The 23200-nt window shown below is 67.4% G+C and carries 25 protein-coding genes; 8 read left to right on the top strand and 17 right to left on the bottom strand.

Features of this window, described 5'->3' with window-relative positions:
- Positions 1-61: 61 nt before the first annotated feature.
- From V3B46_RS17840 to V3B46_RS17805, 8 genes are all read right to left on the bottom strand, one after another.
- Positions 62-1429, bottom strand: coding sequence for a leucyl aminopeptidase family protein (locus V3B46_RS17840; RefSeq protein ID WP_329892505.1), 1368 nt, complete (start codon positions 1427-1429; stop codon positions 62-64).
- A gap of 3 nt (positions 1430-1432) precedes the next feature.
- Complete coding sequence (locus V3B46_RS17835) at positions 1433-2152, bottom strand: HAD family hydrolase (protein ID WP_106466806.1); 720 nt, start codon at positions 2150-2152, stop codon at positions 1433-1435.
- Positions 2153-2215: 63 nt separating this feature from the next.
- Complete coding sequence (locus V3B46_RS17830; protein ID WP_329892504.1) at positions 2216-2686, bottom strand: hypothetical protein; 471 nt, start codon at positions 2684-2686, stop codon at positions 2216-2218.
- Positions 2687-2782: 96 nt separating this feature from the next.
- Positions 2783-3892: an AI-2E family transporter gene (locus V3B46_RS17825; protein WP_329892503.1), complete on the bottom strand. Its 1110-nt coding sequence runs from the start codon at positions 3890-3892 to the stop codon at positions 2783-2785.
- A gap of 67 nt (positions 3893-3959) precedes the next feature.
- Entirely contained in the window at positions 3960-4421 is a 462-nt protein-coding gene (locus tag V3B46_RS17820; protein WP_329892502.1) for a protein sip-5, read from the bottom strand.
- A complete protein-coding gene (locus tag V3B46_RS17815; RefSeq protein WP_049398102.1) occupies positions 4418-4888 on the bottom strand; it encodes a phage holin family protein in 471 nt (156 codons plus the stop codon). The genes V3B46_RS17820 and V3B46_RS17815 overlap by 4 nt, the downstream gene beginning before the upstream one ends.
- A gap of 8 nt (positions 4889-4896) precedes the next feature.
- Positions 4897-5262, bottom strand: a complete 366-nt coding sequence (locus V3B46_RS17810; RefSeq protein WP_004153835.1) for a hypothetical protein — start codon at positions 5260-5262, stop codon at positions 4897-4899.
- 101 nt (positions 5263-5363) lie between these two features.
- Positions 5364-6797: a Do family serine endopeptidase gene (locus V3B46_RS17805; RefSeq protein WP_049462587.1), complete on the bottom strand. Its 1434-nt coding sequence runs from the start codon at positions 6795-6797 to the stop codon at positions 5364-5366.
- Between the two features lie 491 nt (positions 6798-7288).
- Between V3B46_RS17805 and V3B46_RS17800 the strand changes: the two genes are divergently transcribed.
- Both V3B46_RS17800 and V3B46_RS17795 read left to right on the top strand, forming a co-directional pair.
- A complete protein-coding gene (locus tag V3B46_RS17800; protein WP_329892501.1) occupies positions 7289-8161 on the top strand; it encodes a histone in 873 nt (290 codons plus the stop codon).
- Positions 8162-8268: 107 nt separating this feature from the next.
- Positions 8269-8949, top strand: a complete 681-nt coding sequence (locus tag V3B46_RS17795) for a hypothetical protein (protein WP_329892500.1) — start codon at positions 8269-8271, stop codon at positions 8947-8949.
- Between the two features lie 15 nt (positions 8950-8964).
- Here V3B46_RS17795 and V3B46_RS17790 read toward each other — a convergent pair whose 3' ends face one another.
- Both V3B46_RS17790 and V3B46_RS17785 read right to left on the bottom strand, forming a co-directional pair.
- Positions 8965-9324: a DUF1428 domain-containing protein gene (locus V3B46_RS17790; RefSeq protein WP_032130337.1), complete on the bottom strand. Its 360-nt coding sequence runs from the start codon at positions 9322-9324 to the stop codon at positions 8965-8967.
- Between the two features lie 91 nt (positions 9325-9415).
- Positions 9416-11821 (bottom strand): S9 family peptidase, encoded by a 2406-nt coding sequence (locus V3B46_RS17785; RefSeq protein ID WP_329892499.1) that lies wholly within the window; start codon positions 11819-11821, stop codon positions 9416-9418.
- Positions 11822-12031: 210 nt separating this feature from the next.
- On the opposite strand from V3B46_RS17785, the gene V3B46_RS17780 reads away from it, so the two are divergent.
- Together V3B46_RS17780 and V3B46_RS17775 are read left to right on the top strand one after the other, a co-directional pair.
- Positions 12032-12604 carry an OmpO family porin gene (locus tag V3B46_RS17780; protein ID WP_032130335.1) on the top strand — a complete coding sequence of 191 codons (573 nt, stop codon included), beginning with the start codon at positions 12032-12034 and terminating at the stop codon, positions 12602-12604.
- A gap of 190 nt (positions 12605-12794) precedes the next feature.
- Positions 12795-13472, top strand: a complete 678-nt coding sequence (locus tag V3B46_RS17775) for a response regulator transcription factor (protein WP_329892498.1) — start codon at positions 12795-12797, stop codon at positions 13470-13472.
- 6 nt (positions 13473-13478) lie between these two features.
- On the opposite strand, the gene V3B46_RS17770 is transcribed toward V3B46_RS17775, so the two are convergent.
- A complete protein-coding gene (locus tag V3B46_RS17770) occupies positions 13479-13868 on the bottom strand; it encodes a DUF6165 family protein (protein ID WP_026347234.1) in 390 nt (129 codons plus the stop codon).
- Between the two features lie 178 nt (positions 13869-14046).
- On the opposite strand from V3B46_RS17770, the gene V3B46_RS17765 reads away from it, so the two are divergent.
- Entirely contained in the window at positions 14047-14745 is a 699-nt protein-coding gene (locus V3B46_RS17765; protein WP_329892497.1) for a TorF family putative porin, read from the top strand.
- Here V3B46_RS17765 and V3B46_RS17760 read toward each other — a convergent pair.
- On the bottom strand, positions 14742-15890 hold the full coding sequence (locus V3B46_RS17760) for an MFS transporter (RefSeq protein WP_329892534.1): 1149 nt from the start codon (positions 15888-15890) through the stop codon (positions 14742-14744). The genes V3B46_RS17765 and V3B46_RS17760 overlap by 4 nt on opposite strands.
- A 144-nt stretch (positions 15891-16034) precedes the next feature.
- On the opposite strand from V3B46_RS17760, the gene V3B46_RS17755 reads away from it, so the two are divergent.
- Positions 16035-16922 (top strand): LysR family transcriptional regulator, encoded by an 888-nt coding sequence (locus V3B46_RS17755; RefSeq protein WP_329892496.1) that lies wholly within the window; start codon positions 16035-16037, stop codon positions 16920-16922.
- Here the strand turns inward: V3B46_RS17755 and V3B46_RS17750 are convergent.
- A complete protein-coding gene (locus V3B46_RS17750; RefSeq protein ID WP_005411992.1) occupies positions 16891-17358 on the bottom strand; it encodes a YehS family protein in 468 nt (155 codons plus the stop codon). The genes V3B46_RS17755 and V3B46_RS17750 overlap by 32 nt on opposite strands.
- A gap of 86 nt (positions 17359-17444) precedes the next feature.
- Here V3B46_RS17750 and V3B46_RS17745 point away from each other — a divergent pair, with 86 nt between their 5' ends.
- A complete protein-coding gene (locus tag V3B46_RS17745) occupies positions 17445-17927 on the top strand; it encodes a hypothetical protein (RefSeq protein WP_329892495.1) in 483 nt (160 codons plus the stop codon).
- Between the two features lie 93 nt (positions 17928-18020).
- The gene (locus tag V3B46_RS17740) at positions 18021-18773 is read left to right on the top strand and encodes an SDR family NAD(P)-dependent oxidoreductase (RefSeq protein WP_154262019.1); all 753 of its coding nucleotides are present in this window, start codon (positions 18021-18023) and stop codon (positions 18771-18773) included.
- 219 nt (positions 18774-18992) lie between these two features.
- On the opposite strand, the gene V3B46_RS17735 is transcribed toward V3B46_RS17740, so the two are convergent.
- From V3B46_RS17735 to V3B46_RS17720, 4 genes are all read right to left on the bottom strand, one after another.
- Entirely contained in the window at positions 18993-19898 is a 906-nt protein-coding gene (locus V3B46_RS17735) for an SPOR domain-containing protein (RefSeq protein ID WP_329892494.1), read from the bottom strand.
- Positions 19899-19919: 21 nt separating this feature from the next.
- The gene (gene argS, locus V3B46_RS17730; RefSeq protein ID WP_329892493.1) at positions 19920-21608 is read right to left on the bottom strand and encodes an arginine--tRNA ligase; all 1689 of its coding nucleotides are present in this window, start codon (positions 21606-21608) and stop codon (positions 19920-19922) included.
- A gap of 114 nt (positions 21609-21722) precedes the next feature.
- Entirely contained in the window at positions 21723-22427 is a 705-nt protein-coding gene (gene radC, locus V3B46_RS17725; protein WP_154351924.1) for a RadC family protein, read from the bottom strand.
- A gap of 70 nt (positions 22428-22497) precedes the next feature.
- Positions 22498-23124 carry a response regulator transcription factor gene (locus V3B46_RS17720; RefSeq protein WP_329892492.1) on the bottom strand — a complete coding sequence of 209 codons (627 nt, stop codon included), beginning with the start codon at positions 23122-23124 and terminating at the stop codon, positions 22498-22500.
- Between the last annotated feature and the right edge of the window lie 76 nt (positions 23125-23200).

Raw genomic sequence — 23200 nt, 5'->3', positions numbered from 1 at the left:
TTCAATTTTTCGTCAGATTTGGCGGGGACGGCGTGCCGACCAACGGTCGGCACCCACCCGATCAGCTGTAGCGCTGCTTCAGCATCGCCCACGCCGAACGCAGCGCCAGCGCTTCACCACCGGCCGGACGGCCCGGGCGCTCACCGTCGTTCCAGGCGTACACGTCCAGATGCGCCCAGCGCTGGCCGTCTTCCAGGAAGCGTTCCAGGTACAGCGCGGCGGTGACCGAACCGGCCATGCGCGAACCGGCGTTGGCCAGGTCGGCGATGCCGCTGCTCAGGTAACGCAGGTAGGGGCGCCACAGCGGCATGCGCCAGACCGGGTCGCGGGTCGCATCACCGGCCTGCAACCACTGCTGCGCCACGTTGTCGTCATTGCTGAAGAGCGCCGGCAGATCCGGGCCCAGTGCGATGCGCGCGGCGCCGGTGAGGGTGGCGAAGTCCAGCACCAGGTCCGGTTTCTGCTCGCTGGCGAAGGTCAGTGCATCGCACAGGATCACGCGACCTTCGGCGTCGGTGTTGTCGATCTCCACGCTCAGGCCCTTGCGGGTGGCGATCACTTCGCCCGGGCGGAACGCATCCGGACCGATCGCGTTTTCCACTGCCGGCACCAGCAGGGTCAGGCGCACCGGCAGGCCGCGCGCCATCACCAGGCCGGCCAGGGCCAGTGCATGCGCGGCGCCGCCCATGTCCTTCTTCATGTTGCGCATGCCGTCGGCCGGCTTGATGTCCAGGCCGCCGGTATCGAAGCACACGCCCTTGCCGACCAGCACCAGTGCCGGATCGGTGTCCTTGCCCCAGCGCAGCACGACCAGGCGCGGTGCGCGATGCGAGGCACGACCGACGGCGTGGATGGCCGGGAAGTTCTGCTTCAGCAGCTCATCGCCGGTGATCGCCTCGACCTGCGCGCCGTGCGCATCGGCCAGCGTGCGCGCGGCGTCTTCCAGCTGCTGCGGACCCATGTCTTCGGTCGGGGTGTTGACCCAGTCACGCACGCGCAGGCTGGCGGCGATCAGGTCGGCCACTTCGCCGGTCGGCTCGGCCACCAGGCGCGCCGGCGCACGGTGGCGCTTGCGATAGCGGTCGAAGCGGTAGCTGCCCAGGCCCCAGCCCAGCTGCAGCAGCGCCAGTTCGGCGGCCGGCAGTTCGCTGGCCAGCTGCCACACGCTGCCTTCCGGCAGGGCATGCGGTGCATGCGAATAGCTGTAGGCATCGGCACGATCACCGACACCGATCACCGCTCCGGCCAGGCCATCGGCGCCGGGCAGCAACGCCGTGGTGAAGGCACCGGCGGTGAAGCCCTGCGACGCCAGCCATGCCTGGGTGGCGGCCGGCTGGCCGTCCTTCCAGGCCGCGAACTGCTCGCGGTCCAGCACGTACAGCGGCAGTGCTGCGGCGGTGTCGGCAGTGAAACCAGTGATCTCGCTCATGCGTCAGATACTCCGGGGTGCGGCAGCGTCGAGGTTGGCATCCAACCAGTCGGCCAGGCCGGTGAGGGTGTCGAACTGCAGGTCCGGCTGCAGCTGCGGATGGGTCCAGGTGGCTGCTTCGCGGTTGATCCAACAGCCGCGCAGGCCGGCGGCGATCGCCCCGGCCACGTCCATTTCGGCGTGGTCGCCGACGTGCAGTACCTGTGCCGGCGCCACACCCAGTCGGGTGCAGGCGGCGTGGAAGATGCTCGCCTCCGGCTTGGCCGCGCCGTGTTCTCGCGCGCCCAGCTGGAAGGCGAAATGATGGGCCAGGCCGATCCGCTCCAGATCGGCATTGCCGTTGCTCAGTGCTGCGACCGGTACCCGCGCGGCAATCCGCGCCAGTGCGTCGATCGCATCGGGGTAGCATTCGACCTGGTTGCGCGCGGCGAAGAACACGTCATACGCCGGCTCCAGCAGATCCAGGCTGGCACCGCTGGTGTGCAGCGCTTCGTGCAGGGTCAGCCGGCGCAGTGCGCTCAGGTCGTGATGGAGGTGCGGATGGGCGTGGTACAGGCGCTCGCGCAGTTCGCGCATCGCCGCCACCGGATACATCTCGGCCGTGGCGGGGCTGTGTTCACGCATCCACTCGTGCAGGACCAGGTCGATGCGGGCGCCGATCGGAGCGAACGGCCACAGCGTGTCGTCAAGGTCGAGGGTGATGGCTTGGACGGGGAAATTCACCCCGCCATTCTACCCCTGCCCGCGCGGGCTTTCATGCCGCGCGACGGGCAGGCGCCGCGGCCGTCAGTGGCCGCGCAGATCGTATTCGCAATACAGGATGGTCTGGCCGTCGAGGCGGTTCACGACCAGATCATGCCGGCCCACCTCGCGGCGGTAGCTGCCTGCCACTGGCGGCGGCATCTTCGCCAACGCGGCGACCTTGCTGATCTCCGTGCTGCCGAAGTACGCCGTGTAACTGTCCACGCCATCCTCGCCGCTGGAGCCATCGTAGGCGTTCACATGGGTCACCGGCAGGCCAAGCACCGTCAGTGGCGCGGCCAACGTGTAGCCATTGTCGTGCTCGTCCCTGGCCTTGGCCCCGCCAGGCATCAGTACCTTGGCCATGGCATCGAACTGTTCAGGCGTCAGATGGCGCTGGCAGGTGACGGCCTCCACCAGCTGGGTGCGGGCCACGTCCGCACTGGGCGGAGTTGCGGCGAAGGCGGGGACGGCCAGGCAGGTCAGGGCGAGGCATCGGCGGGCGAAAGAGAACATGAGAGAGGTTCCATCCTGAAAAAAAAGCGGGCACCCATTCTGCCAGCCTTGGCTTTTCCACCGTTGCTTTCCAGCGCACCCGCCGATGGGACGCGATCATTCCAGCAGCCGTGCCCAGCCCTGCATTCCGTCCAGCCGCGCCAACACCAGCTTGATGCAGACCAGCAGCGGCACCGCCAGCAGCAGCCCGATCATGCCCCAGGCCCAGCCGAACACCATCAGCGCAAGGATCAGCACCAGTGGCGACAGTTTCATGCGACGGCCCAGCACGATCGGGGTCACCATCTGCCCTTCCAGGGTGTGCAGGCCCAGGTAGGCGGCGGCAGGCAGCAGGGCCTGCAGCGGGTCGCGGAATTCGACGAAGCCCATCAGCAGCATCAGCGCCACGCCGATCAACGGACCCACATACGGAGCGAAATTCAGCAGCGCAGCCACCGTGCCCCACAGCAGCGCTTCCTGCAGGCCGATGCCGAGCAGCATCAGCACGCCGGCAAACACCAGCCCGACCAGGGTGTTGATCACGCTGATTGTCAGTACGTAGCGTGAGACCTCGCGTTCGATCGAACGCAGGATGTCACTGGTGAAGCGCTGCTGCTGACGGTTCGGGAACAGAGCGATCGCCGCGCGCTGCAGGTTCTGCCCATAGATCATGAAGAACAGGGTCAGCAGCACCACCGCCAGCACCGAGGCGGCCAGCCGCGGCGCACGGGTCAGCATGCGGTACGGGTCGTCGAGCTGGGTGCGGATCACCTGCACCTTGCGGTTGCTGTCACCACCGGCCACGCGGGCGAAGTTCTCCGCCGCCTGGTTGGCCTGCTGCACCGGCTTGGTCAGGTCCTGCACCTGGCGGGCGATCTTGCGCAGCTGCTGCGGTGCTTCCTGTGCCCATTCCATCGCCGGGCCGATCAACTGCACCGCCAGCGAACCGGTCACGCCCAGGCCGGCGCCGAGGATCAGCAGAGCGCCCAGCGCACGCGGAATCCAAAGTTTCTGCAGCAGGCGCAGGATCGGATTGCCGACCAGTGCGAAGAACATCGCCAGCAGCACCGGCAGGATGATGTCCTGCGCGGCCCACAGCGTGTAGCCCACCGCCAGGGTCGCCAGCACCACCAGCGACATCGGTCCGCGCGGACGCGACGGTGGCGGCAACGGGGCGTCGGGCTGTTCGGGGCCGGCCGGTGACGGGGACAGGAGGGACTCACTCATCGACGCACCAACCGGGAAGGGGAGCGCATTATCCGCCGGCCGCGATCGGCGCGGCGGATTCCATGGATCAACGTTCGGACAGCTCGGTGGCCGCTTCGGCCGGACGCGGTCCGCGCGGGTCCGGTTCTGGCTCCGGCACGGAGCGTGGGGCCGGTGCCGGCCGTGGCTCGGCAGCGGAGGCCGCTGCCTGTGCCTGTTCGCTGGCTTCGTCGGCTTCCTCAGCCGCGTCGTCGGCAGTGGCTGCGGCCTGCGCCGCCATCGCCGTGGCGAACGCCGCCTGTGCACTGGCGAACAGGTTCGAGACCGAACCCACCATCTGCAGCCAGCGGGCACCATTGACCTTGCCCGGCACTTCCAGCTTGCCGGCGATGAAGCCACCGGCCAGGCCGACCACCACGATGCGCAGCGGCGACCAGCCCTTTCGCCAGACGTCGCTGAGCGTGGACCAGTGGTCCTGGGTTTCGCCCAAGCGCACGGTCACCACCTGTTCGCAGCGTTTCACCCGCCGTTGCAGCGCGCCGAACTTCATGGCTTGCCCTCGGGCAGCTGCACCTCGGCATCGGGATCGTCTTCGCTAGGTTCGTCGAACAGGCCCAGGCGTGACAGCTGGCGCCGGGTAGCGTGCATGCCGGTGTGGTGGAAGAAGTAGGACACCCGCCAGATCGCATAACCGGTTACGGCCAGGCTCAGCAGCGAGGTGATCAGCAGCGCCTGCAGCCAGCTCAGGCCCCAGCTCTGCAGCAGGGCGATGAGGGTGGCGGCCATCAGCAGCCAGGCCGAGGCACCGAACACGATCGCCACGCCGGCCCAGGCCAGCGCGCGACCGAATGCACTACGCGCCAGCGCGAAGTCGGCCGAGGCCAACCGGCGCAGCGAGCGCAGCGTGTGCTTGGCAGAATCGGCAGCGGCACGACCGGCCGCACCGACCTGGCGGATGCTCTCATCCAGCGGCGGGGTAGCCGCCGGATCAGGCGCTTGCGCGTTGTCTTCGCTCACGCCGCGGCTTACTTGTCGCTGCTGCCGCGGGCCAGCTTGGCGATGATCCAGCCGGCAGCGAAGGCGACACCGAACGAGGCCAGCGGACGTTCACGGATCAGCTCAGCGGCGCTGTCGATCAGGTCCTTGCCCTTGTCCATCAGCGCGTCGACCTGTTCCTTGGCGGCTGCACCACCAAACTCGGCGGCGGCCAGGCCAGACAGGGCGCTGTCGGACAGTTCAGCCTTGACGTTGGCCTTGCCGATGCGCAGTTCGTCGGTCGCGGCACCGGTTGCGCCCTTGATCGCACCGCCGGCGGCCGTGGCGGCCTGCTTCAGGTGGGAACCGGCTTCACCCAGGTGTTCCTTCAGGTTCTCGGTATTGGTGGGGCTCATCGAATCACTCCTGTTGCGATGGGGGAACGGGAGTCGGCGGTGCCGACCTGGACTGACAGCAATAGCATTGCCGGGGTATAGGGGGTGTTACGGCAAGGCGATCAGCGCATCACGAGCTGGCCCTGCTGCTGGCCATTGTTGCGCAGCACGCGTATCACCAGGGTCGGCGGGCGCTGCTGGAAGTTGGCGCGCCAGCTGGCCAGGTCGGCGAATTCGCCCACGGTGGCATCGGTGATGATGTCGCCCTGCTGCAGGCCGTTGGTGGCCGCGCGGCTGCCGCGCTTGACCTCGCTGACCAGCACGCCGCCGACACCGGACTGGCGCAGCGACTCCGGCAGGTCGACGAAGGTGGCCCCGGTCAGGCGCGGGTCCAGGCTCTCACCGCTGACCGCGCGCGCCTGTTCCTTCAGCGTTGCCTTGATCTGCAGCGGCTTGCCCTCGCGGCGCACGTCCAGCGTCAGCGCGCTGCCGACCGCCGCCAGGCCTTCCACGTTGTGCAGGGCTTCTGCGCTGTCCACGCGCTGGCCGTTGGCCGAGACCACCACGTCGCCCGGCTTCAGTCCGGCGGTCGCAGCGGCCGAACCGGCCAGCACGCGGGTGATCAGTGCGCCACGGGTTTCGCCCAGGCCCAGGCCCTGCGCGATCTGCGCGGTCAGGTTCTGGCTCTCCACGCCCAGCGTGCCGCGCACCACCACACCGTGCTTGACCAGCTGGTCGACCACGCTGCGCGCAAGGTTGGAGGGGATCGCCAGGCCCAGGCCGATGTTGCCGGCCATGCTGCCTTGCGGGTTGAAGCTGGCGGTATTGATGCCGACCAGCTGGCCCTGCAGGTCGACCAGTGCGCCACCGGAATTGCCCGGGTTGATCGACGCATCGGTCTGGATGAAGTTCTGGTAGCCCAGCCCGCGGATGCCGCTGCGGCCCACCGCCGAGACGATGCCGGAGGTGACCGTCTGGCTGAAACCGAACGGGTTGCCGATCGCCACCACGAAGTCACCGACCCGAAGCTGGTCGCTGTTGCCGAGCTTGATGTCGGTCAGGTTCTGCGCCGGGATGCGGATCAGCGCGATGTCGGTATCGCGGTCCGAACCGAGGAACTCGGCCTTGACCGTGCGCCCGTCGGCCAGTGTCACCTGCACGTCATCGGCGTTGTCGATGACGTGGTGGTTGGTCAGCACGAGGCCCTCCTTGGCGTCGATGATCACGCCCGAGCCCAGTGATTCGTTGATGCGTTCCTGCGGGATGTCCGGGAACAGGCGGCGGAAGAACGGGTCGTTGAAGAAGGGGTTGCGCACGCGCACCACCTGCTTGGTGTTGACGCTGACCACGGCCGGCATCGCCTTCTCCAGCATCGGTGCCAGCGACGGCACCGCTTGTCCGGCCACCGAGGCCGGCAGTGCCGCCGTGGTCGGCAGCACCGCTGGCAGCGGCGCGGCGTCGGCACGGTTGTCCAGGTGAGCATTGATGCCGGTGGCAACGAAGCCACCGAAGGCGGCGGCGATTGCGAGCGTGAGCAGGGTGGGAAGCGGTCGCATGGGAGTCGGTTCGCTGGCGTGGGTGGGGGCGGTTCGGGCCTACGGTAAAACAAGCTGAATGAGTGTGTCGCGATCTGGATAAATGCGCCATGAAAACCGGGCGCCCGGAACGCGGGTCGGCGTCGCCATCTATGGGGCGGTGGCGACAACGTCGGGCGTGCTTCGCAACGTGCCGGCGTCTACCGAAGCGCGTGTGGATACAGGCCGATACTTGCGCAGTTCTGCGCATCCTGGTGCCGCGATGCGCCATATCGCATGCCTTTCGCCGCATTCGGGCAGGTGCGCGCAGGCAGCACCTGCCGCTACCCGCATCGTGCGGCGCAGCACTGAAAAAAAGGGGTTTCCTGTCAACCCACTGTGCTCGAGAGGGTGCTGGGCTACACCATTGCCGTCGCAGCAGATGCGATTGCGGGCGCACGCCCCGTTCCACGATCGTCAATGTCGGTATAGCATCGCCCCGTTTTGATACTTAAGGCCCGCAGGAGGGCAACATGAGCAACGGTAATGGTGTGTCGGTCGTGACCGACGCCGTCGAGAACGTCAAAGAAACCGCCACCAACGTTGGCGAGACCATCGCCCACGCTGCCGAAGACGCAGTGAAGTCGGTCAAGAAGACCGTCAAGCGCGCCACCAAGGCTGCCGGTACCCGCGTTGCCAAGGCCAAGAAGGCCGTGGCCAAGGTCGAGAAGACCGTTGCCAAGAAGGCCGAGAAGGCTGCCAAGTCGGTCGGCAAGACTGTTGCCAACGCCAAGAAGAAGCTGGAAGCCGCCAAGAAGAACGCCAAGGCCGAAGCCGCTGCCCTGAAGAAGGAAGTGGCCAAGAAGAAGGCGGCTGCAGGCAAGGCTGTGACCAAGAAGGCCGCCGCTGCCAAGAAGTCCACCAAGGCTGCCACCAAGGCTGCTGGCAAGAAGGTCGCCACCGTGAAGAAGGCTGCCACCAAGAAGGCCGCCGTCGCGAAGAAGACCGTTGCCAAGAAGACCGTTGCCAAGAAGGTTGTCGGCAAGAAGGTCGCCACCGCCAAGAAGGCCGTGGCCAAGAAGACCGTCGCCGCCAAGAAGGTCGCTGGCAAGAAGGCCGTGGCTGCGAAGAAGGTTGTCGGCAAGAAGGTTGCCGCCACCAAGAAGGTCGCCACCAAGAAGACCACGGCCGCCAAGAAGGTTGTCGGCAAGAAGGCTGCCGTCGCCAAGAAGGCCGTCGGCAAGAAGACTGTCGTTGCCAAGAAGGCAGTTGGCAAGAAGGTTGCCGCCACCCGCAAGACGGTCGCCAAGAAGGCTGCGCCGCTGAAGAAGGTCGCAGCCAAGAAGGCTCCGGCCAAGAAGGCTCCGGCCAAGAAGGCCGTGCGCAAGGTCGCCAAGCGCAAGTAATCGCGCCGTGACCGAAGGCCCTGCCACCCTCCGGGTGGTGGGGCCTTTCGCGTTTCTGGGGCGCGGTCTGGGGCAAGATGCAGGTTCTTCCTGCTGGAGCTCCTGGCATGCGCGGTATCGATTTCAGTTCCTGGCAGGGCGTGCTGTCCACGTTGGCCGGCCTGGTCCTGATCACCCTGCTGGGCGTGGGCATCCGCCTGCTGGTGATGCAGACCCTGCAGCAGCGTCGCGAACGCGAGAACCGGCAGATCAACGAACGGCTGCGCACGCTGATGGCGGCCTACAAGACCCTGGGCGGTTCGTTCACTGGCGAACTGGGCGTGGATCCCAGCCATCGCCGTGACCTGCGCCAGCGCGAAGATGCCGAAGGCATCGCCGAACCCCGCTCGGATCGCGCGCGCCGCATCCGCGATGCGGTTGAAGCGGCACTGTCGGACATCCTGCTGCTGGGCACCGACGAGCAGGTGCGGCTGGCCGCGCGTGCGGCCAACGAACTGGCACAGGGGCGGCCGGTGCACCTACACGAACTGGTGGTCTCGCTGCGCGACTTCGTGCGCGACGCCTTGGACCTGGCGCCGATTCCGGCCGGACTGCAGATACCGCCGCAAGGGCCGACCCGGCCCGCTGCCAGTGGCGGTGGCAAGGGCCGCAACGATGGCGATGCCAAGGGCGGTCGTGCGGGTGGTGGTGGCGGAATGGGGGCCGGCATGGGCGGCATGGGCCTCGGCGCCGGCGCCGCACTGGGCGCCGGCCATGGCTCCGCCAGCGATGAGGCGGACGCGCGCTGAGCACGTCCGCCGGATTCAGCGCGTCAGCTCGTAGAGCGGCACGAACCCACCGTAGATCATCCGCGCGCCGTCGAACGGCATCGGATTCGTCGCCGGATCAAACCGCGGGTCTTCCATCATCTTCTTCATCCCGGCGTCGCGGGTCGGCTTGTCCGGCCATTCGATCCAGGAAAACACGACCGTCTCATCCGGCGTGGCTTTCACCGCGCCGAAGAAGTCGGTGGTTTTGCCGTGCGGTACGTCGTCACCCCAGCACTCGACCACGCGCAGCGCGCCGTACTCGATGAAAACGGGATCCCCTGTGCGTGCATGGGCGAGGAACTTCTCTTTGTTGGCGGTGGGCACCGCCAGGACGAAACCATCGATGTAGCTCATTGCCTGCCTCCGGATGGACCGTGCCGCATGCACGGCCTTCAAGTACACGACGAACCAGCGCGCCGTGGATCGACATCCTGTGTGTGCCTGTTCAGCCGGGGCCGCCGGGCAGCGGCGCCAGCACCGTCTCTGGTGGCTGCTGGCCGGCCAGGTGGCGCACGAAGTAGTTCCACATGCGGTGCGTGTAGGTGGCGTCGTTGCGGAACAGTTCGTGGTCCTGCCGGGCCAGGTACAGCAGGTCGTAGCTGCGCTGGGCCTTGTTCAGGGCGGCGGCCAGCTGCAGGGTCAGCGCCGGTGGCGCGTTCTCGTCCAGTTCGCCATAGACCAGCAGCAGATGCCCGCGCAGGTTGCTGGCCAGTGCTGCATTGTCGAGTCCGGCAAACGGCGCCGGCACGCCATCGGCCAGGGTTGTTGGCGGCAGCACGCCACCGAACAACCGGTCCATGCCGTGCAATGCCCCGCCGTACATGCCCTGGAAATTGTGGCTGCCGGCCGAGGCCACGCCCACCTTGTAGAACGCCGGATAGCGCAGCAGGGCGCGCGCTGCACTGTAACCACCGAACGAATGCCCATAGATGCCGACCCGCTGCAGGTCGATGCCCCGGTAGCGTTCGCCCAGCTGGCGCAGCGCAGCTACATGGTCATCCAGCTGCACATCTGTCCCGTGCAGGAAGCTGCTGTCATGGAACGCTTTGTCGCGGCCACCGGTGCCGCGCGCGTCGATGCTGACCACCACGAAGCCCAGTTCGGCCAGGCTGGCGCGTGACACCGGATTCAAGGCAGACACCGCCTCGGCGTAGGTCACCGGCGCATTGCTGATGAACGAGCCACCGTACATCGCGTCGATCACCGGGAAGCTGCCGTCATGGCGATAGTCACGGGGCAGGTAGACGGTGGCGAAGATCGGCGTGCGCCCATCGGCGGCCAGCAGTCGCTCGCGCCGTGGTGGGCGCCAGCCGGCAGCAGCGATAGCGCTGTCATCGGCTGTTTCCAGCACCATCACTTCACGGCCGTCATCGCTGGCCCGCAGCACGGTGCGTGGTGGCTGGTCGAGAGGGGAAACGGTATCCACCAGATAGCCACCGCCAGGCGACAGCGCCTGGGGCGCGCGTCCCCCGAACAGCGCGCCGGTACCGGCATCGGCCATGTGGTCGCTGCCATCGGCGGCCAGTCGCTGGATCGGACCGCCCTGCAGCGATACCCGGTACAGGCCGCGCACGTAGGGGTCGCCACCGTCGATGCCACCGGCGCTGAAGTACGCCCAGCCACCCGCAGCGTCCACACCCAGCAGGTCGCGCACCACCCATTTGCCGCGGGTGAGCTGGCGCAGCACCTTGCCATCGGACAGGCGCACCCGGTACAGATGGCCCCAACCATCGCGCTGCGAGAACCACACGGCGGTGTCCTGGCCGGGAAGGATGGCCACCGCTGGCCGGTTGTAGGAATACACGTTGAGCTGCAGGCGAGTGTCGCTGGCTTCTTCCAGAACCGTGCGCAATGCACCCCTGTTGGCATCGATCTCCACCAGGCGCAGCCTGCGCGGTGTGCCGAAGTGCGCGATAACGGCATACAACCGGTCGCCGTCCCATCCGAGTACGCCGGCTTCGCTGAGGGTATTCCAGCCTTCCGGCAAGGCGATGTCATGCTGCTGGCCATTGCGGATGTCGACCACATACACGCTGTCGCGTACCTGCTGTGCATCGCCCAGCACTCCCAGCTTCACCGTATGCACGCGCGGCCGCGCGCTGTTGGCCGGACTGCTTTCCAGATAGGGGTAGTCCTGCAGCGCGCGTTCGTCGTAGCGGATGCCGGCCACGTAGCGGCCATCCGGTGACCAGTCGACCGCGAACGGCCGCGTCGGCGTCCGGCCCTGGCGGCGTGGAATGCCGCGCAGGGTGAAGTCCGGCAGCACGCCATAGCCATGATTGGGTTCACCGCCGCTGGTCAGCGCTCGTGCTGCCATTCCGGATGACTGCAGCCACAGGTTGTGATCGCGTACCTGCAGCCAGGCATCACCGCCGGGCGATGGCAGCGCATCGGCCGCTGGCACTGCATCCTGCGAACGAACGCACTGCAGGCGTGGCCATTGACAGCTGATCGCCGCCTCGCCGCTGAACCGCAGGCGCAGGCCTTCATCCAGTACCTGCACGCTGTTCAAGCGCAGGCGTGGTCCGCTGGCGCCGAGAGGTGCAACCGCAGCGTCCAGCGCATCGGGTTCGAACAGGATCTGGCGTGTGGCGTGTACTGGATCGACCAGTACCGCCTGGCGCCGGCCCTGGGTGTCTTCACGTTCGTACCAGAAGCGGCCGTCGGCCAGCCAGTTGGGCAGGACCGAGGCATTGCGCAGCGCACCGCGCAGATGACTGTCATGCACGCGTTCGGCGCGCTGGTAGTCAGCCGCCTGCTGCGCGTGCGCAGCGTGGATCGGAAACAGGAGGGCAGCGCAGGCCAGGAGGACGGCGCGAACAGGCATCAGCAGCGGATCGGAAACGTGCAAGGCAACCTCCTGTTGCAATCGGCGACGAATCACAAATGCACGCGCGCCGCGCGCGTATGCCAGAGACAGCCTGAATCAAGCCAGAAAATTCAGCAATGCGAAGACCGCTGTTTTCAGGGAGCGTTGTGGCGAATAACGGAGAATTTACATTCCCGATGCGATGGCGCCCTGGCGCTGCTGCACACCATAAGAAAGTAAAGGTGTACCCCCATGAAGAATTCGCTGATTGCTCTGGCCCTGGCCGCTGCCCTGCCGTTCACCGCCTCGGCTGCTGAGAACCTGTCCTACAACTACGCCGAAGCCGACTACGCCAAGACCGACATCGACGCGTTCAAGGCCGACGGCTGGGGCGTGAAGGGTTCGTACGGCTTCCTGCCGAACTTCCACGCGTTCGGTGAGTACAGCCGCCAGGAAATCGACCACACCAACATCAAGCTGGACCAGTGGAAGATCGGCGCCGGCTACAACGTTGAAATCGCTCCGACCACCGACTTCGTTGCCCGCGTTGCCTACCAGAAGCGCGACCAGAAGCACGGCCTGGACTTCAACGGCTACAGCGCTGAAGCGGGTATCCGCACCGCCTTCGGTGCCCACGCCGAAGTCTACGGCATGGTCGGCTACGAAGATTTCTCGAAGAAGCACGGCATCAATCCGGAAGGCCAGTGGTACGGCCGCCTGGGTGGTCAGGTCAAGCTGAACCAGAACTGGGGCCTGAACGGCGAGCTGAAGATGAACCGCGACGGCGACAAGGAATACACCGTCGGCCCGCGTTTCAGCTGGTAATTGCTTCCTCGGCGCGCCTGCGCGCTGAAGATGCCTCGACAGGCCCGGCTTCTGCCGGGCCTGTCGCGTTGTAGCGATCCGAAACCACAGCTGAGCGCCTGCGCGCGTATTTGGTGCGTTGCAATAAATTGGATTCCGCTGCTCCCGGCGCGGGCCTACGGTGGGCACTTCGTACCGCCGGATCCGCGTGATGTCGCCTGCTGTTCCCGCTCTGCCCCTCGATCGACCCCGCCGCCTGGCAATGCTGGCGCCGCACCCCGTGCTGCGCCTGGGGGTGGAGGTAGTGCTGCGCCAGCACGGCGGCGTGCAGATCTGTGGCAGCTTCACCCGCGAAGGTGATCTGCTCGACCTGCTGCATCGCGAACCCGGTGGCGCCGACCTGTTGCTGATCGATCTGTTGGCGCCGCGAGGACCCGAACAGGGCCTGGCCCTGCTGCGGCTGCTGTCACGACGCTGGCCGCTGCTGCCGGTGCTGGTGCTGTCCGAACACTGCAATGCCAGCACGGTGACCATGGCGATGCAGGCCGGTGCGCGCGGGTTCCTGCCCAAGGGCACTTCGCCAGCGATGCTGATGCGTGCGATCGACGTGCTGGCCCGTGGCGGCCGCTTTGTGCCCCCGGAGCTGCGCACGCAGTTGAATCGATCGCGCATGCGGCGCACACCGGCGCCGGTGCTCACGCCCTTGAGCCGACGCGAGCGCGAGGTGCTCCGGCTGGTGCTGCAGGGCTGCACCACCGGCGAGGTGGCGCGGCGCTTCGGGCGCACGGCCAGTACGGTCAGCACGCAGAAGCGGACGGCCTACGAGAAGCTGGGTATCCACAGCGATGGTGAGCTGTTCCGCATCCGGCACCTGCTCGAATGCGGATGAGCGGGCTTATTCGCCCTGGTACTGCTTTTCTTCCACCAGGGCCGAACCCGCCACGCGGTTGATCTCGTTCTTCACCTGCACGCGCTCGCCATTGGTGCCATAGACACCCCGTGCCAGCTGGATGAAGGCATCGTCGAACACCTGGGCCGCTTCCTTGTCGCGCAGCTGGTCCTGGATGTCCCACATGCGTTCGTTGATCGCCTTCAGCTGCTGCTTCAGCACGGCCAGCGCCGGCTGTGCCTGCAGCTGCTGCTGCAGCAACGGCAGCAGGCCGTCCAGCTCGGTGCGCACGTTGCTCAGCTTGGCCGCATCGTCGATGCGCTCGGCCTTGATCTCGAGAATGGTGATCTTGTCGATCAGCTCGCCGATCGATACCGGAGTCAGGATGGCGTCCACACGGTTGGTTCCTGGAAACAGGGCGCCATGATACCGCGCTGCTGGCATGTGGCCCGGATTCACCGGCTTTACGCCGAATTTGCGCCACGGGCCCGGCAGCACCCTCGATCCGTTACGGCCACCGCCTCGACACTGCGTTCCCGGCGGCGTGACCGCCTTCGACGAGGAACACAGTGCAGTGAACAGCAAGGGGATGATGGCGGCGGTGGTGGCCGCCCTGGCAGGGCTGCTCGGGATCGGCAGCGCGCAGGCACAGGTGCAGGTCAGTGGCAATGCCGCATTGACCAGTGACTACGTGTGGCGCGGCAGCTCGCAGAGCGACGGCGATCCGGCGGTGCAGGCGGGCGCAAAGATCTCGGCCGCATCGGGCTGGTATGCCAGCGTGTGGGGTTCCAACGTTTCGTTCAAGCCGGACAACGGCGCGCGCAGCGAGTTCGACCTGGTGGCCGGTTGGAGTGGTGCACTGGCACCAGACTGGACACTGGATGCCAACCTGACCCGCTACATGTACCCGGGCACCGGCCGCGCGCTGGACTGGACCGAGCTCAATACCACCGTGACCTGGAAGCAGCGCGCCTGGCTGCAGCTGGCGCATTCCAACGACGCGCTGGCGGGCGGCCATCGCGGCACCTATGCCCAGCTGGGTGTGCGGGTGCCGCTGCACGAGCGCTTCCGCCTCGAAGCTGCGGTAGGCCAGTACTGGCTGGCCACCGCACAGGGGTCTGATTACCTGCATGGCCAGCTCAGTGCCATCGCCTCGCTGACCCCGGCATGGGAACTGCGCGCCACCGTGCATGACACCGACAACGCAGCGAAGCGGTTGTTTCCGGGCAATGCCGGCGGACGCTGGGAGCTGGCGCTGCAGGGCAGCTTCTAGTCAGTCACCGAAGCCTGGCGCGCGCGCAGCGCGCCGGGCAGCCACAGCAGCAGGGCGAGCATGGCCACCGCAGCACCGGCCACGCAGACGCCGCTCCAGCCGAAGCGCTGGTAGACCTGCGCCGACAGCAGCGAACCCAGCGAACCACCGATGAAGTAGCCGGTCATGTAGCCGGCATTGAGGCGGTTGCGCGCTGCCGGTTGCAGTGCATAGATCAGGTTCTGGTTGCTGACGTGCAGCAGCTGCGCGGCCAGGTCCAGCACCACCACGCCGACCAGCAGCGCCAGCAGCGAGTGTGCCGACAGCCCCAGCGGCAGCCACGACAGCAGCAACAGCAGCAGCGCGATGGCGGTGGCGCGGCCGGTCTGGCCGCGGTCGGACATGCGGCCGGCCAGGCCGGCCGCCAGCGTGCCGGCCGCACCGACCAGCCCGAACAGGCCGATGGTGGCGTCGCTGTAGGCGTAGGGCGGTTGTGCCAGCAGGAACGCCAGCGGCGTCCAGAAGATCGCGAACATGGCGAAGCTGCAGGCGCCCAGCAGCGTGCGCTGGCGCAGCACCGGCTCCTGCACGAACAGCACGCCGATCGAGCGCAGCAATGCGAAATAGCCGAGGCCGGCGCTGTGGTGGAATCGCGGCAGGCCGCGCTGCAGCGCCAGCGCGGTCAGCACCAGTGTGCCGGCGGCGATCGCATACACCAGTCGCCAGTCGCCCAGGCTGGAAAGCAGGCCGGCCACGGTGCGCGCCAGCAGGATGCCCAGCAGCAAGCCACTCATCAATGTGCCGACCACGCGGCCACGATGTTCCGGCGCGGCCAGCGTGGCCGCAAACGGCACCAGCACCTGCGCCACCACCGAGAACAGGCCGGTGATCGCGGTGCCGACCAGCAGCCAGGTCAGCGACGGCGCGCAGGCGCTGATGACCAGCCCGCCTGCCGACAACAGGCTCATCACCACGATCAGGCGGCGGCGCTCGAACAGGTCTCCCAGCGGCACCAGCAGGATCAGTCCGGCGGCATAGCTCAGCTGTGCGGCAGTGACCACCATGCCGACCTGGCCGAACGGCACACCGAAGGCATCGGCAATGGTGTGCAGCAGCGGCTGCGCATAGTAGTTGCTGGCCACGGCCACGCCGGTAGCCACCGACATCAGCAGCACCTGCCAGCGGTGCAGAGGGGGGAGGGACGGGCTCACGCGGTGTTCCAGGAAGCGGGGGTGCACAGTGTCCGCCTGCTGCAGTCATGATGGAAATGAATCATCATCATCCCTGTCATCTGAAAACAAGATGGTTGGATGAATCTCAAGCAGCTCGAATTTGCCGTCGCTCTGGCCGAAGAGGGCAATTTCACCCGTGCCGCCGAACGCTGCCATGTGGTGCAGTCCGCGTTGAGCCACCAGATTGCCTACCTGGAGCAGGAGCTGGGCACGCCCCTGTTCGAGCGCCTGCCGCGGCAGGTGCGGGCGACGGCAGCCGGTGAGGCGCTGCTGGTGCACGCACGCCAGGTGCTGGTCAGCCTGCGCCATCTGCGCGCCGACGTGGCCGCGGTCAGTGGCGAGGTGCGTGGTCTGCTGGCGATCGGGCAGATCTCCTCGCTGACCGATATCGATGTGGTGGCGATGCTGGCAGCCTTCCAGCAGGCGCACCCGCAAGTGGAGTTCCAGCTGCGGGTCGACAAGAGCGAGGACCTGATCGCGCAGGTGCAGTCGCGCGACCTGGATGTGGCGCTGGTCGGGTTGTCACCCTCGGCGGGGCTGGACGGGGTCTGCCACCAGATGCTGCAGGAAGAAGATCTGGTGGCGGTGCTGGCGCCGTCGCACCGCTTGGCCCGGCGCAAGCGGCTGCCATTGACCGAACTGCAGGACGAGGCGCTGGTCGACTTCCCGCGCGGCACCGGTGCGCGGCGGCAGACCGACGATGCCTTCGCCGCCGCTGGCCTGCCGCATACGGTGCGCTTCGAGGTCAATCTGATGGAACTGATCGAGCGCTTCGTCCGCCATGGGCTGGCGATTGGCATCGTGCCAGCGTTGATCGCCGAAGGATTCCAAGGGGTGGTGCAGGTTCCGCTGCAGCCGACCCCGACCCGCCGCGTGCACCTGGTCTGGCAGCGGCTGCCGACACCGGCGGCGCGGGCGTTCGTCGAGGCCGTGCTCAGCCGCGCAGGCGCAGGCTCAGGCCCTTGAGGAAATTGCGCAGCATCTGGTCCAGGCAACGCCGGTAGTTGGTGTGGCCGGGTTGGCGGAACAGTGCGCCCACTTCCGACTTGGAGACGTTGAAGCCGGCGCTGGCGAAGATCTCCATCAGATCGACGTCGCGCAGCTGGAACGCCACGCGCAGCTTCTTCAGCACCAGGTTGTTGTCGATGCGGGTTTCCACCGCACGCTGCGGCTGGCTCTCGTCGCGACCGCGCAGGTGCACGATCAGGCCATCGAGGAAGTGCGCCAGCGCGCTGTCGCTCATCGCTTCGAAACCGGCTTCGTCCTCGCGACGCAGCCAGGCCTTCACCTGCTCGGGATCCACGGCGAAGGCCGGGTCGGCCATCTGGCAGAGGGTCACCACGTGGTGGTCGCCCAGATCCAGGGAGTAGCGCACGCTGCGCAGGACATCGTTGTTGATCATGGCCCAATTGTACCGGCCTGGCGCTTGTCACCGGACTGTCATCATATTGCAGCATCGTGAGCGTTCTCCTGCAGAGATCTTTGCCGATGCGCCGGTACCTCCTCGCCACCCTGCTTGCTGCCAGCAGCTTCGCCGCCAACGCACAGGACCGCTTCGTGCCGGTCGAGCAACGGCTCAATGCGGCCCAACTGGCCGAAGTTGGGCTCAGTGCGGCCCAGTTGCAGGCACTGAACCGTGTGCTGCGCGATGCCGAGGGGCGCCACACGGTGCCGGTCACTGCGGTTGCGGGCGCGCCGGTGCCGGCCAACGTTCCCGCCCCGGCGGCGATGCACCTGGGCCTGGATGAGGGGCCGGTCAGCGCCCGTGTGGTCGGAGACGTCGCGGGCTGGGAACCGGGTACGGTGTTCACCCTGGACAACGGCCAGCAGTGGCAGGTGATGAAGGGCCAGATGACGCTGCGCAAGACCCTGCAGTCACCGCAGATCGAAGTGATTCCGGGGATCGCGGGGCGCTGGTTCCTGCAGGTGGATGAAGACCTGCCCAAGGCAAGGGTGTTCCGCCTGCGTTGAATCTCGCCGGCCCTGACCGCGGCCTGATGCGGCAACGCAGCGACCGGCCGACGGTGCCAGAATGATGGTCTGGTTCCTCACGGAGTTGTCTGCATGACCCGCACCGTCCTGATTACCGGCGCCACCTCCGGCTTTGGCGCCGCAGCCGCTCACCGCTTCGCCCAGGCGGGCTGGAAGGTGATCGCCACCGGCCGCCGCAGCGAGCGCCTGCAGCCCTTGGTTGACCGTTATGGCGAGGACGTGGTGCATGCCGCCGCCTTCGACATCCGCGATCCGGTGGCGATGGAAGCGGCGCTGCTGGCACTGCCGCCGGCCTTCGGCGAGATCGATCTGCTGGTCAACAACGCGGGCCTGGCGCAGGGCACCGCGCCGGCACAGAGTGCCAAGCTGTCGGACTGGACCACGATGATCGACACCAACATCACCGCGCTGGTGACCCTGACCCACCGCCTGCTGCCGCAGCTGGTGGAGCGCAAGGGCGCGATCATCAACATCTCGTCGGTGGCCGGCGTCTACCCGTACCCGGGTGGCAACGCCTACGGTGGCACCAAGGCTTTCGTCAGCCAGTTCTCGCTGGGCCTGCGTTCGGACCTGCATGGCACCGGCGTGCGCGTGACCACGATCGAGCCGGGCATGGCCGAAACCGAGTTCACCGTGGTGCGTACCCATGGCGACCAGGCGGCGTCGGACAAGCTCTATACCGGCGCCAACCCGATGACCGCCGAAGACATCGCCGAGCAGATCTTCTGGGTGGCCAGCCTGCCGCCGCACCTGAACATCAATCGCCTGGAACTGATGCCGGTCAGCCAGTCCTTCGCCGGTTTCCAGGTCGCCCGCGAAGGCTGACCGCCGTCTGTAGAGTCGGGGGGGGGGGGGGGGGGGGGGGGGGGCGGGGGGGGCGCAGGACGCAACAGGACAAAACAAAAACAGCGCCCCCCGCCGCCCGCCGCCTTTTGTTCTCGTGGCGCGGGCCCCGGCCCCCCCCCCCCCCCCCCCCCCCCCACGACTCTACACAGACAAGAAAAAGCCGGGCTGTGCCCGGCTCTTACATTCACTTCGGCAGACTCACTGTGCCTTGATCGCCATCGCCTGCAGGCCGGTGCCATCCAGCTTCTGCTTGGCTTCAGACAGTTCACCTGCACTGCCATACGGCCCCATGCGCACGCGGTACACGGTCTTGCCGTTGATCTGCGCCGATTCCACGCGTGCCGCCAGGCCCATCATCGCCAGCTTGGCCTTGGTCGCTTCGGCATCGCCGGAGGCACCGAACGCACCCGCCTGCAGGATGTAGCGGGCATTGTCGGCGGCAGCCGGTGCCGCAGTGGCCGGGGTAGTGGCCGCGGTCGGCGCGGTTTCCGCACGCGCTGCCGGAGTGGCTGCGGCGGTGCTGGTCGACGCCGTCGGCGTGCTGGCTGGAGGCGTTGCCGCAGCCGGTCGTTCGCTCAGCGGTGCCGGCAGCGGACGGCTGGTGGCGGTCACCGGTGCGGTGCTGGCCACGCTGGCGGTTGCCGTCGGTGCCGGCGTGGTAGCCGCTGGCGGCGGAACCGGCTTGCCTTCCAGTGCCGCCTGCGCGCGCTGCGCTTCGGCCTTGGCCCGGCGCTGGTCCTCGGCACGCGCGCTGGCAGCCAGTTCGGCGTCGGACATTTCAACTTCCTTGCCCGGCAGCAGGGTGTAGAAGTCGTACTGGGGGGCGGCCGGCTTTTCCGGTTCGGCCGGCTTCGACGTGGCCGGCTGCGCGGCCGGCTGGGTGCCGACATCGCTGTCGGCATCAGCGACCGGGGCCGGCTGCGCGTTCGGGTTCGGCTGCGGACCGGCGCGCAGGAAGCCATCGCCTTCGCCCTTGAACAGGTTCGGCGCCGCCAGGAACACCACGGCCGCAATCGCCACGCCAGCGACCAGCCACACCCATCCGGGTGTGCCCTGGCTGCTGCTGTTGCGTCGTGCCTGGTTTTTGCCGCGTCGTGCTGCCATGTGTACTGCGTCTCCTGATGCTTACATTTTTTCCGGGGCGCTGACGCCCAGGAGTTCGAGGCCGTTGGCCAGCACCTGGCGCGCGGCGCAGGCCAGGGTCAGCTTGGCGTTGCGATCCGCAGCGTCTTCCACCAGCACCGGCGTCCCGTGATACCACGTGTGGAACGCGTGCGCCAATTCACGCAGGTACTGCGCCACCAGATGCGGTTCCAGCGCCACGCCGGCCGCTTCGACCACTTCCGGGTAGCGCGAGATTTCGTTCATCAGCAGCAGCGAGGCGTCGTCGGCCAGGCGGCCGAGGTTGCCCAGGCCGTTGCCCTGGTCGTACACCAGGCCCTTCTCCTGCGCCTGGCGCAGCAGGCTGCAGACGCGGGCGTGCGCGTACTGCACGTAGAACACCGGGTTGTCGTTGCTCTGCTGGCGGGCCAGGTCGATGTCGAAGGTCAGCTGCGAGTCGGGCTTGCGCGCGATCAGGAACCAGCGGGTGGCATCGCGGCCGGCTTCTTCGATCAGGTCGCGCAGGGTGAAGTAGCTGCCGGCACGCTTGGACAGCTTCACTTCCTCGCCGCCGCGCATGACGGTGACCATCTGGTGCAGCACGTATTCCGGCCAGCCCTGCGGGATGCCCACTTCCATCGCCTGCAGGCCGGCGCGCACGCGTGCCAGCGAACCATGGTGATCGGCGCCGAGCTCGGTGATCGCGCGCTCGTAGCCGCGCTGCCACTTGGACAGGTGGTAGGCCACGTCCGGCACGAAGTAGGTGAAGGTGCCGTCGGACTTGCGCATCACGCGGTCCTTGTCGTCACCGAAGTCGGTGCTGCGCAGCCACAGCGCGCCACCTTCTTCATAGGTATGACCCGACGCCTGCAGCTTGGCTACCGCTTCGGCCACCTTGCCGTCGGCGTACAGCGAGCTTTCCAGGAAATAAATGTCGAAGTCGACGCCGAACGCGGCCAGGTCCAGATTCTGCTCGTTGCGCAGGTAGGCCACGGCGAAGCGGCGGATCGCCTGCATGTCGTCCGGGTCCTTGGCGCCGACCACGGTGCTGCCTTCCAGATCGACGCTGGCGCCGGCCATGTAGGCGCGGGCGACGTCGGCGATGTATTCACCGCGGTAGCCACCTTCCGGCCAGCCATCCTGGTCCGGCGCGATGCCCTTGATCCGCGCCTGGGTGGACAGTGCCAGGTTCTCGATCTGCACGCCGGCGTCGTTGTAGTAGAACTCACGCTTTGCGTTCCAGCCGTTGGCGTCGAGCACACGGGCCACGCAGTCGCCGATCGCCGCGGCGCGGCCGTGGCCGACATGCAGCGGGCCGGTCGGGTTGGCCGACACATACTCCACGCCCACCGTGCGGCCATTGCCGGACAGGTTGCGGCCGTAGTCGTGGGCTTCCTTGATGACCGAGGCGGCTTCGCGCTGGTACGCGGCCGGCGCCAGGTGGAAATTGATGAAGCCGGGGCCGGCGATCTCGACCTTGCTGATATCCTCGCTGCGCGGCAGTGCCTCGACCAGCGCCTGTGCCAGTGCGCGCGGATTGCTGCGCGCGGCCTTGGCCAGCAGCATCGCGGCGTTGGTGGCGAAGTCGCCGTGGTCGCGGGTCTTCGGGCGCTCGACCACGAAGTCCGGCGGCAGGGAGTCGGCGGGCAGGGTGCCATTGGCGCGCAAGGCTTCGATGCCTTGGCTGATCAGGGCGCGGAGGAGATTTTTCACGAGGCCTGCTGTGAGAATGAGCGGCGGAATCGCCCATTTTAGCGCAGATACCAGCGGCCACGCTGACCGAAACCTGCCTGTGGGGACGACCGATGGCGGCTGAAGGGCGGGCGCTCAGCCGAACAGGCGGGGCTGGGGCGGCGACAGCAGGCCTCGTTCAGCAAACGAAACGGGGCGGCCCTCACCGACCACGAAGTGGTCCAGCAGGCGCACGTCCACCATTGCCAGTGCCTGCTGCAGTTCGTCGGTGATGCGGGTATCGGCGCTGGAGGGTTCCGGGTCGCCGGAAGGGTGGTTGTGGCTGAGGATCACCGCCGCCGCGTTGTGCAGCAGGGCGCGCCGCACCACTTCGCGGGGGTAGACCGGGGCGGCGTTAATGGTGCCGTGGAACAGCTCCTCGCAGGCGATCAGGCGGTGCCGGTTGTCCAGGAACAGGGCCATGAAGATTTCCCGGGCCTGCCCGCGCAGGCGGTGCTGCAGGTAGCGGCCGACCGCGGCCGGGTTGTTGCCGACCGTTTCGCCGTGTTCCAGCTCGGCAGCCAGGTAGCGGTGGGCCAGTTCCAGCCCGGCAGCCAGCGTACAGCTGCGCGCCGGGCCGAGCCCGGGCAGGCGGGCCAGTTCACGCGCGGGGCGGTCCAGCAGCACCCGCAACGGGCCGTGCGCCTGCAGCAGGTCGCGCGCGGTCTGCACGGCATCGCGGCCACCGAACCCGGAGCCGAGAAACAGGGCCAGCAGTTCGGCGTCGGAAAGTGCCGTGGGCCCGCGCGCGATCAGCTTCTCGCGGGGGCGTTCCTGTTCGGGCCAGTCATGGATGGGCATGCCTGCATCATCGCCAGCCCGGCCGGCGGCTCCCATCGGTGCATACCGCAGCACCGGGTCGGACGATGCCTCACCCGCGCCGGGTCTGCAGATAGTCGAACAGTTCCTGGTTGTTCTGCAGGCCCAGCTTGCGCTTGGCTTCGGCCTTCTGCCGGCTGATGGTCTTCGGGCTGCGCCCGCAACGCTCGGCGACGGCATTCACGCTGAGCCCGGCCGCCAGCAGCTCCAGCACTTCCTGTTCGCGTGCCGACAGCGGCGATGGTTCGCGCGGAAACAGCAGGTCGCGCGCCTGCAGGTGGTGGCGCAGCTGCTGGGAGACGAAGACCTGCCCGGCCAGTGCGGCGTTCAGTGCCTGCGGCAGTTCGGCGAAATCGGCGCATTTGTCGACCAGCCCACTGATGCCCTCGCGCAGCAGTCCGTCCAGCAGCCCGGGATGGCGGGCGCCGGTCAGCACCACCACCGGCAGCCCGGGGTGACGCACGCGCAGCGCGTCGATCAGCTCTGGACCGTCCGGGCCGTCACCCGGCATCGACAGGTCGGTCAGCACCGCATCGCAGTCGTGGTGGTCCACCAGCTCCAGCAGCTGGGCGCCGTCACGTGCACTGCCGACGATGTCCATCAGGTGGGTCTGCAGCACGATACGGATGCCATGCAGGACCACGGGATGGTCGTCGGCAATGATGATGCGTGGATGCACGAGGCTCCTCGAAGGTCGAACAGGCCACGGCAGACGGCAGCCAATGCCTGATTCTGCAAAAGCGCAGACCCGTAGA

The organism is Stenotrophomonas sp. SMYL11, from assembly GCF_036320005.1.
GTDB lineage: Bacteria > Pseudomonadota > Gammaproteobacteria > Xanthomonadales > Xanthomonadaceae > Stenotrophomonas > Stenotrophomonas maltophilia_A.
This window is presented reverse-complemented; position numbering and strand designations above follow the sequence as displayed.

Excerpts from the sequence above, each read along its gene's own strand:
- V3B46_RS17840 (WP_329892505.1), bottom strand. The coding sequence starts at position 1,429 with ATGAGCGAGATCACTGGTTTCACTGCCGACACCGCCGCAGCACTGCCG.
- V3B46_RS17830 (WP_329892504.1), bottom strand. The coding sequence starts at position 2,686 with ATGTTCTCTTTCGCCCGCCGATGCCTCGCCCTGACCTGCCTGGCCGTC.
- V3B46_RS17825 (WP_329892503.1), bottom strand. The coding sequence starts at position 3,892 with ATGAGTGAGTCCCTCCTGTCCCCGTCACCGGCCGGCCCCGAACAGCCC.
- V3B46_RS17820 (WP_329892502.1), bottom strand. The coding sequence starts at position 4,421 with ATGAAGTTCGGCGCGCTGCAACGGCGGGTGAAACGCTGCGAACAGGTG.
- V3B46_RS17810 (WP_004153835.1), bottom strand. The coding sequence starts at position 5,262 with ATGAGCCCCACCAATACCGAGAACCTGAAGGAACACCTGGGTGAAGCC.
- V3B46_RS17805 (WP_049462587.1), bottom strand. The coding sequence starts at position 6,797 with ATGCGACCGCTTCCCACCCTGCTCACGCTCGCAATCGCCGCCGCCTTC.
- V3B46_RS17800 (WP_329892501.1), top strand. The coding sequence starts at position 7,289 with ATGAGCAACGGTAATGGTGTGTCGGTCGTGACCGACGCCGTCGAGAAC.
- V3B46_RS17795 (WP_329892500.1), top strand. The coding sequence starts at position 8,269 with ATGCGCGGTATCGATTTCAGTTCCTGGCAGGGCGTGCTGTCCACGTTG.
- V3B46_RS17790 (WP_032130337.1), bottom strand. The coding sequence starts at position 9,324 with ATGAGCTACATCGATGGTTTCGTCCTGGCGGTGCCCACCGCCAACAAA.
- V3B46_RS17780 (WP_032130335.1), top strand. The coding sequence starts at position 12,032 with ATGAAGAATTCGCTGATTGCTCTGGCCCTGGCCGCTGCCCTGCCGTTC.
- V3B46_RS17775 (WP_329892498.1), top strand. The coding sequence starts at position 12,795 with ATGTCGCCTGCTGTTCCCGCTCTGCCCCTCGATCGACCCCGCCGCCTG.
- V3B46_RS17760 (WP_329892534.1), bottom strand. The coding sequence starts at position 15,890 with ATGTCGGTGGCTACCGGCGTGGCCGTGGCCAGCAACTACTATGCGCAG.
- V3B46_RS17755 (WP_329892496.1), top strand. The coding sequence starts at position 16,035 with ATGAATCTCAAGCAGCTCGAATTTGCCGTCGCTCTGGCCGAAGAGGGC.
- V3B46_RS17750 (WP_005411992.1), bottom strand. The coding sequence starts at position 17,358 with ATGATCAACAACGATGTCCTGCGCAGCGTGCGCTACTCCCTGGATCTG.
- V3B46_RS17745 (WP_329892495.1), top strand. The coding sequence starts at position 17,445 with ATGCGCCGGTACCTCCTCGCCACCCTGCTTGCTGCCAGCAGCTTCGCC.
- V3B46_RS17740 (WP_154262019.1), top strand. The coding sequence starts at position 18,021 with ATGACCCGCACCGTCCTGATTACCGGCGCCACCTCCGGCTTTGGCGCC.
- V3B46_RS17735 (WP_329892494.1), bottom strand. The coding sequence starts at position 19,898 with ATGGCAGCACGACGCGGCAAAAACCAGGCACGACGCAACAGCAGCAGC.
- radC (WP_154351924.1), bottom strand. The coding sequence starts at position 22,427 with ATGCCCATCCATGACTGGCCCGAACAGGAACGCCCCCGCGAGAAGCTG.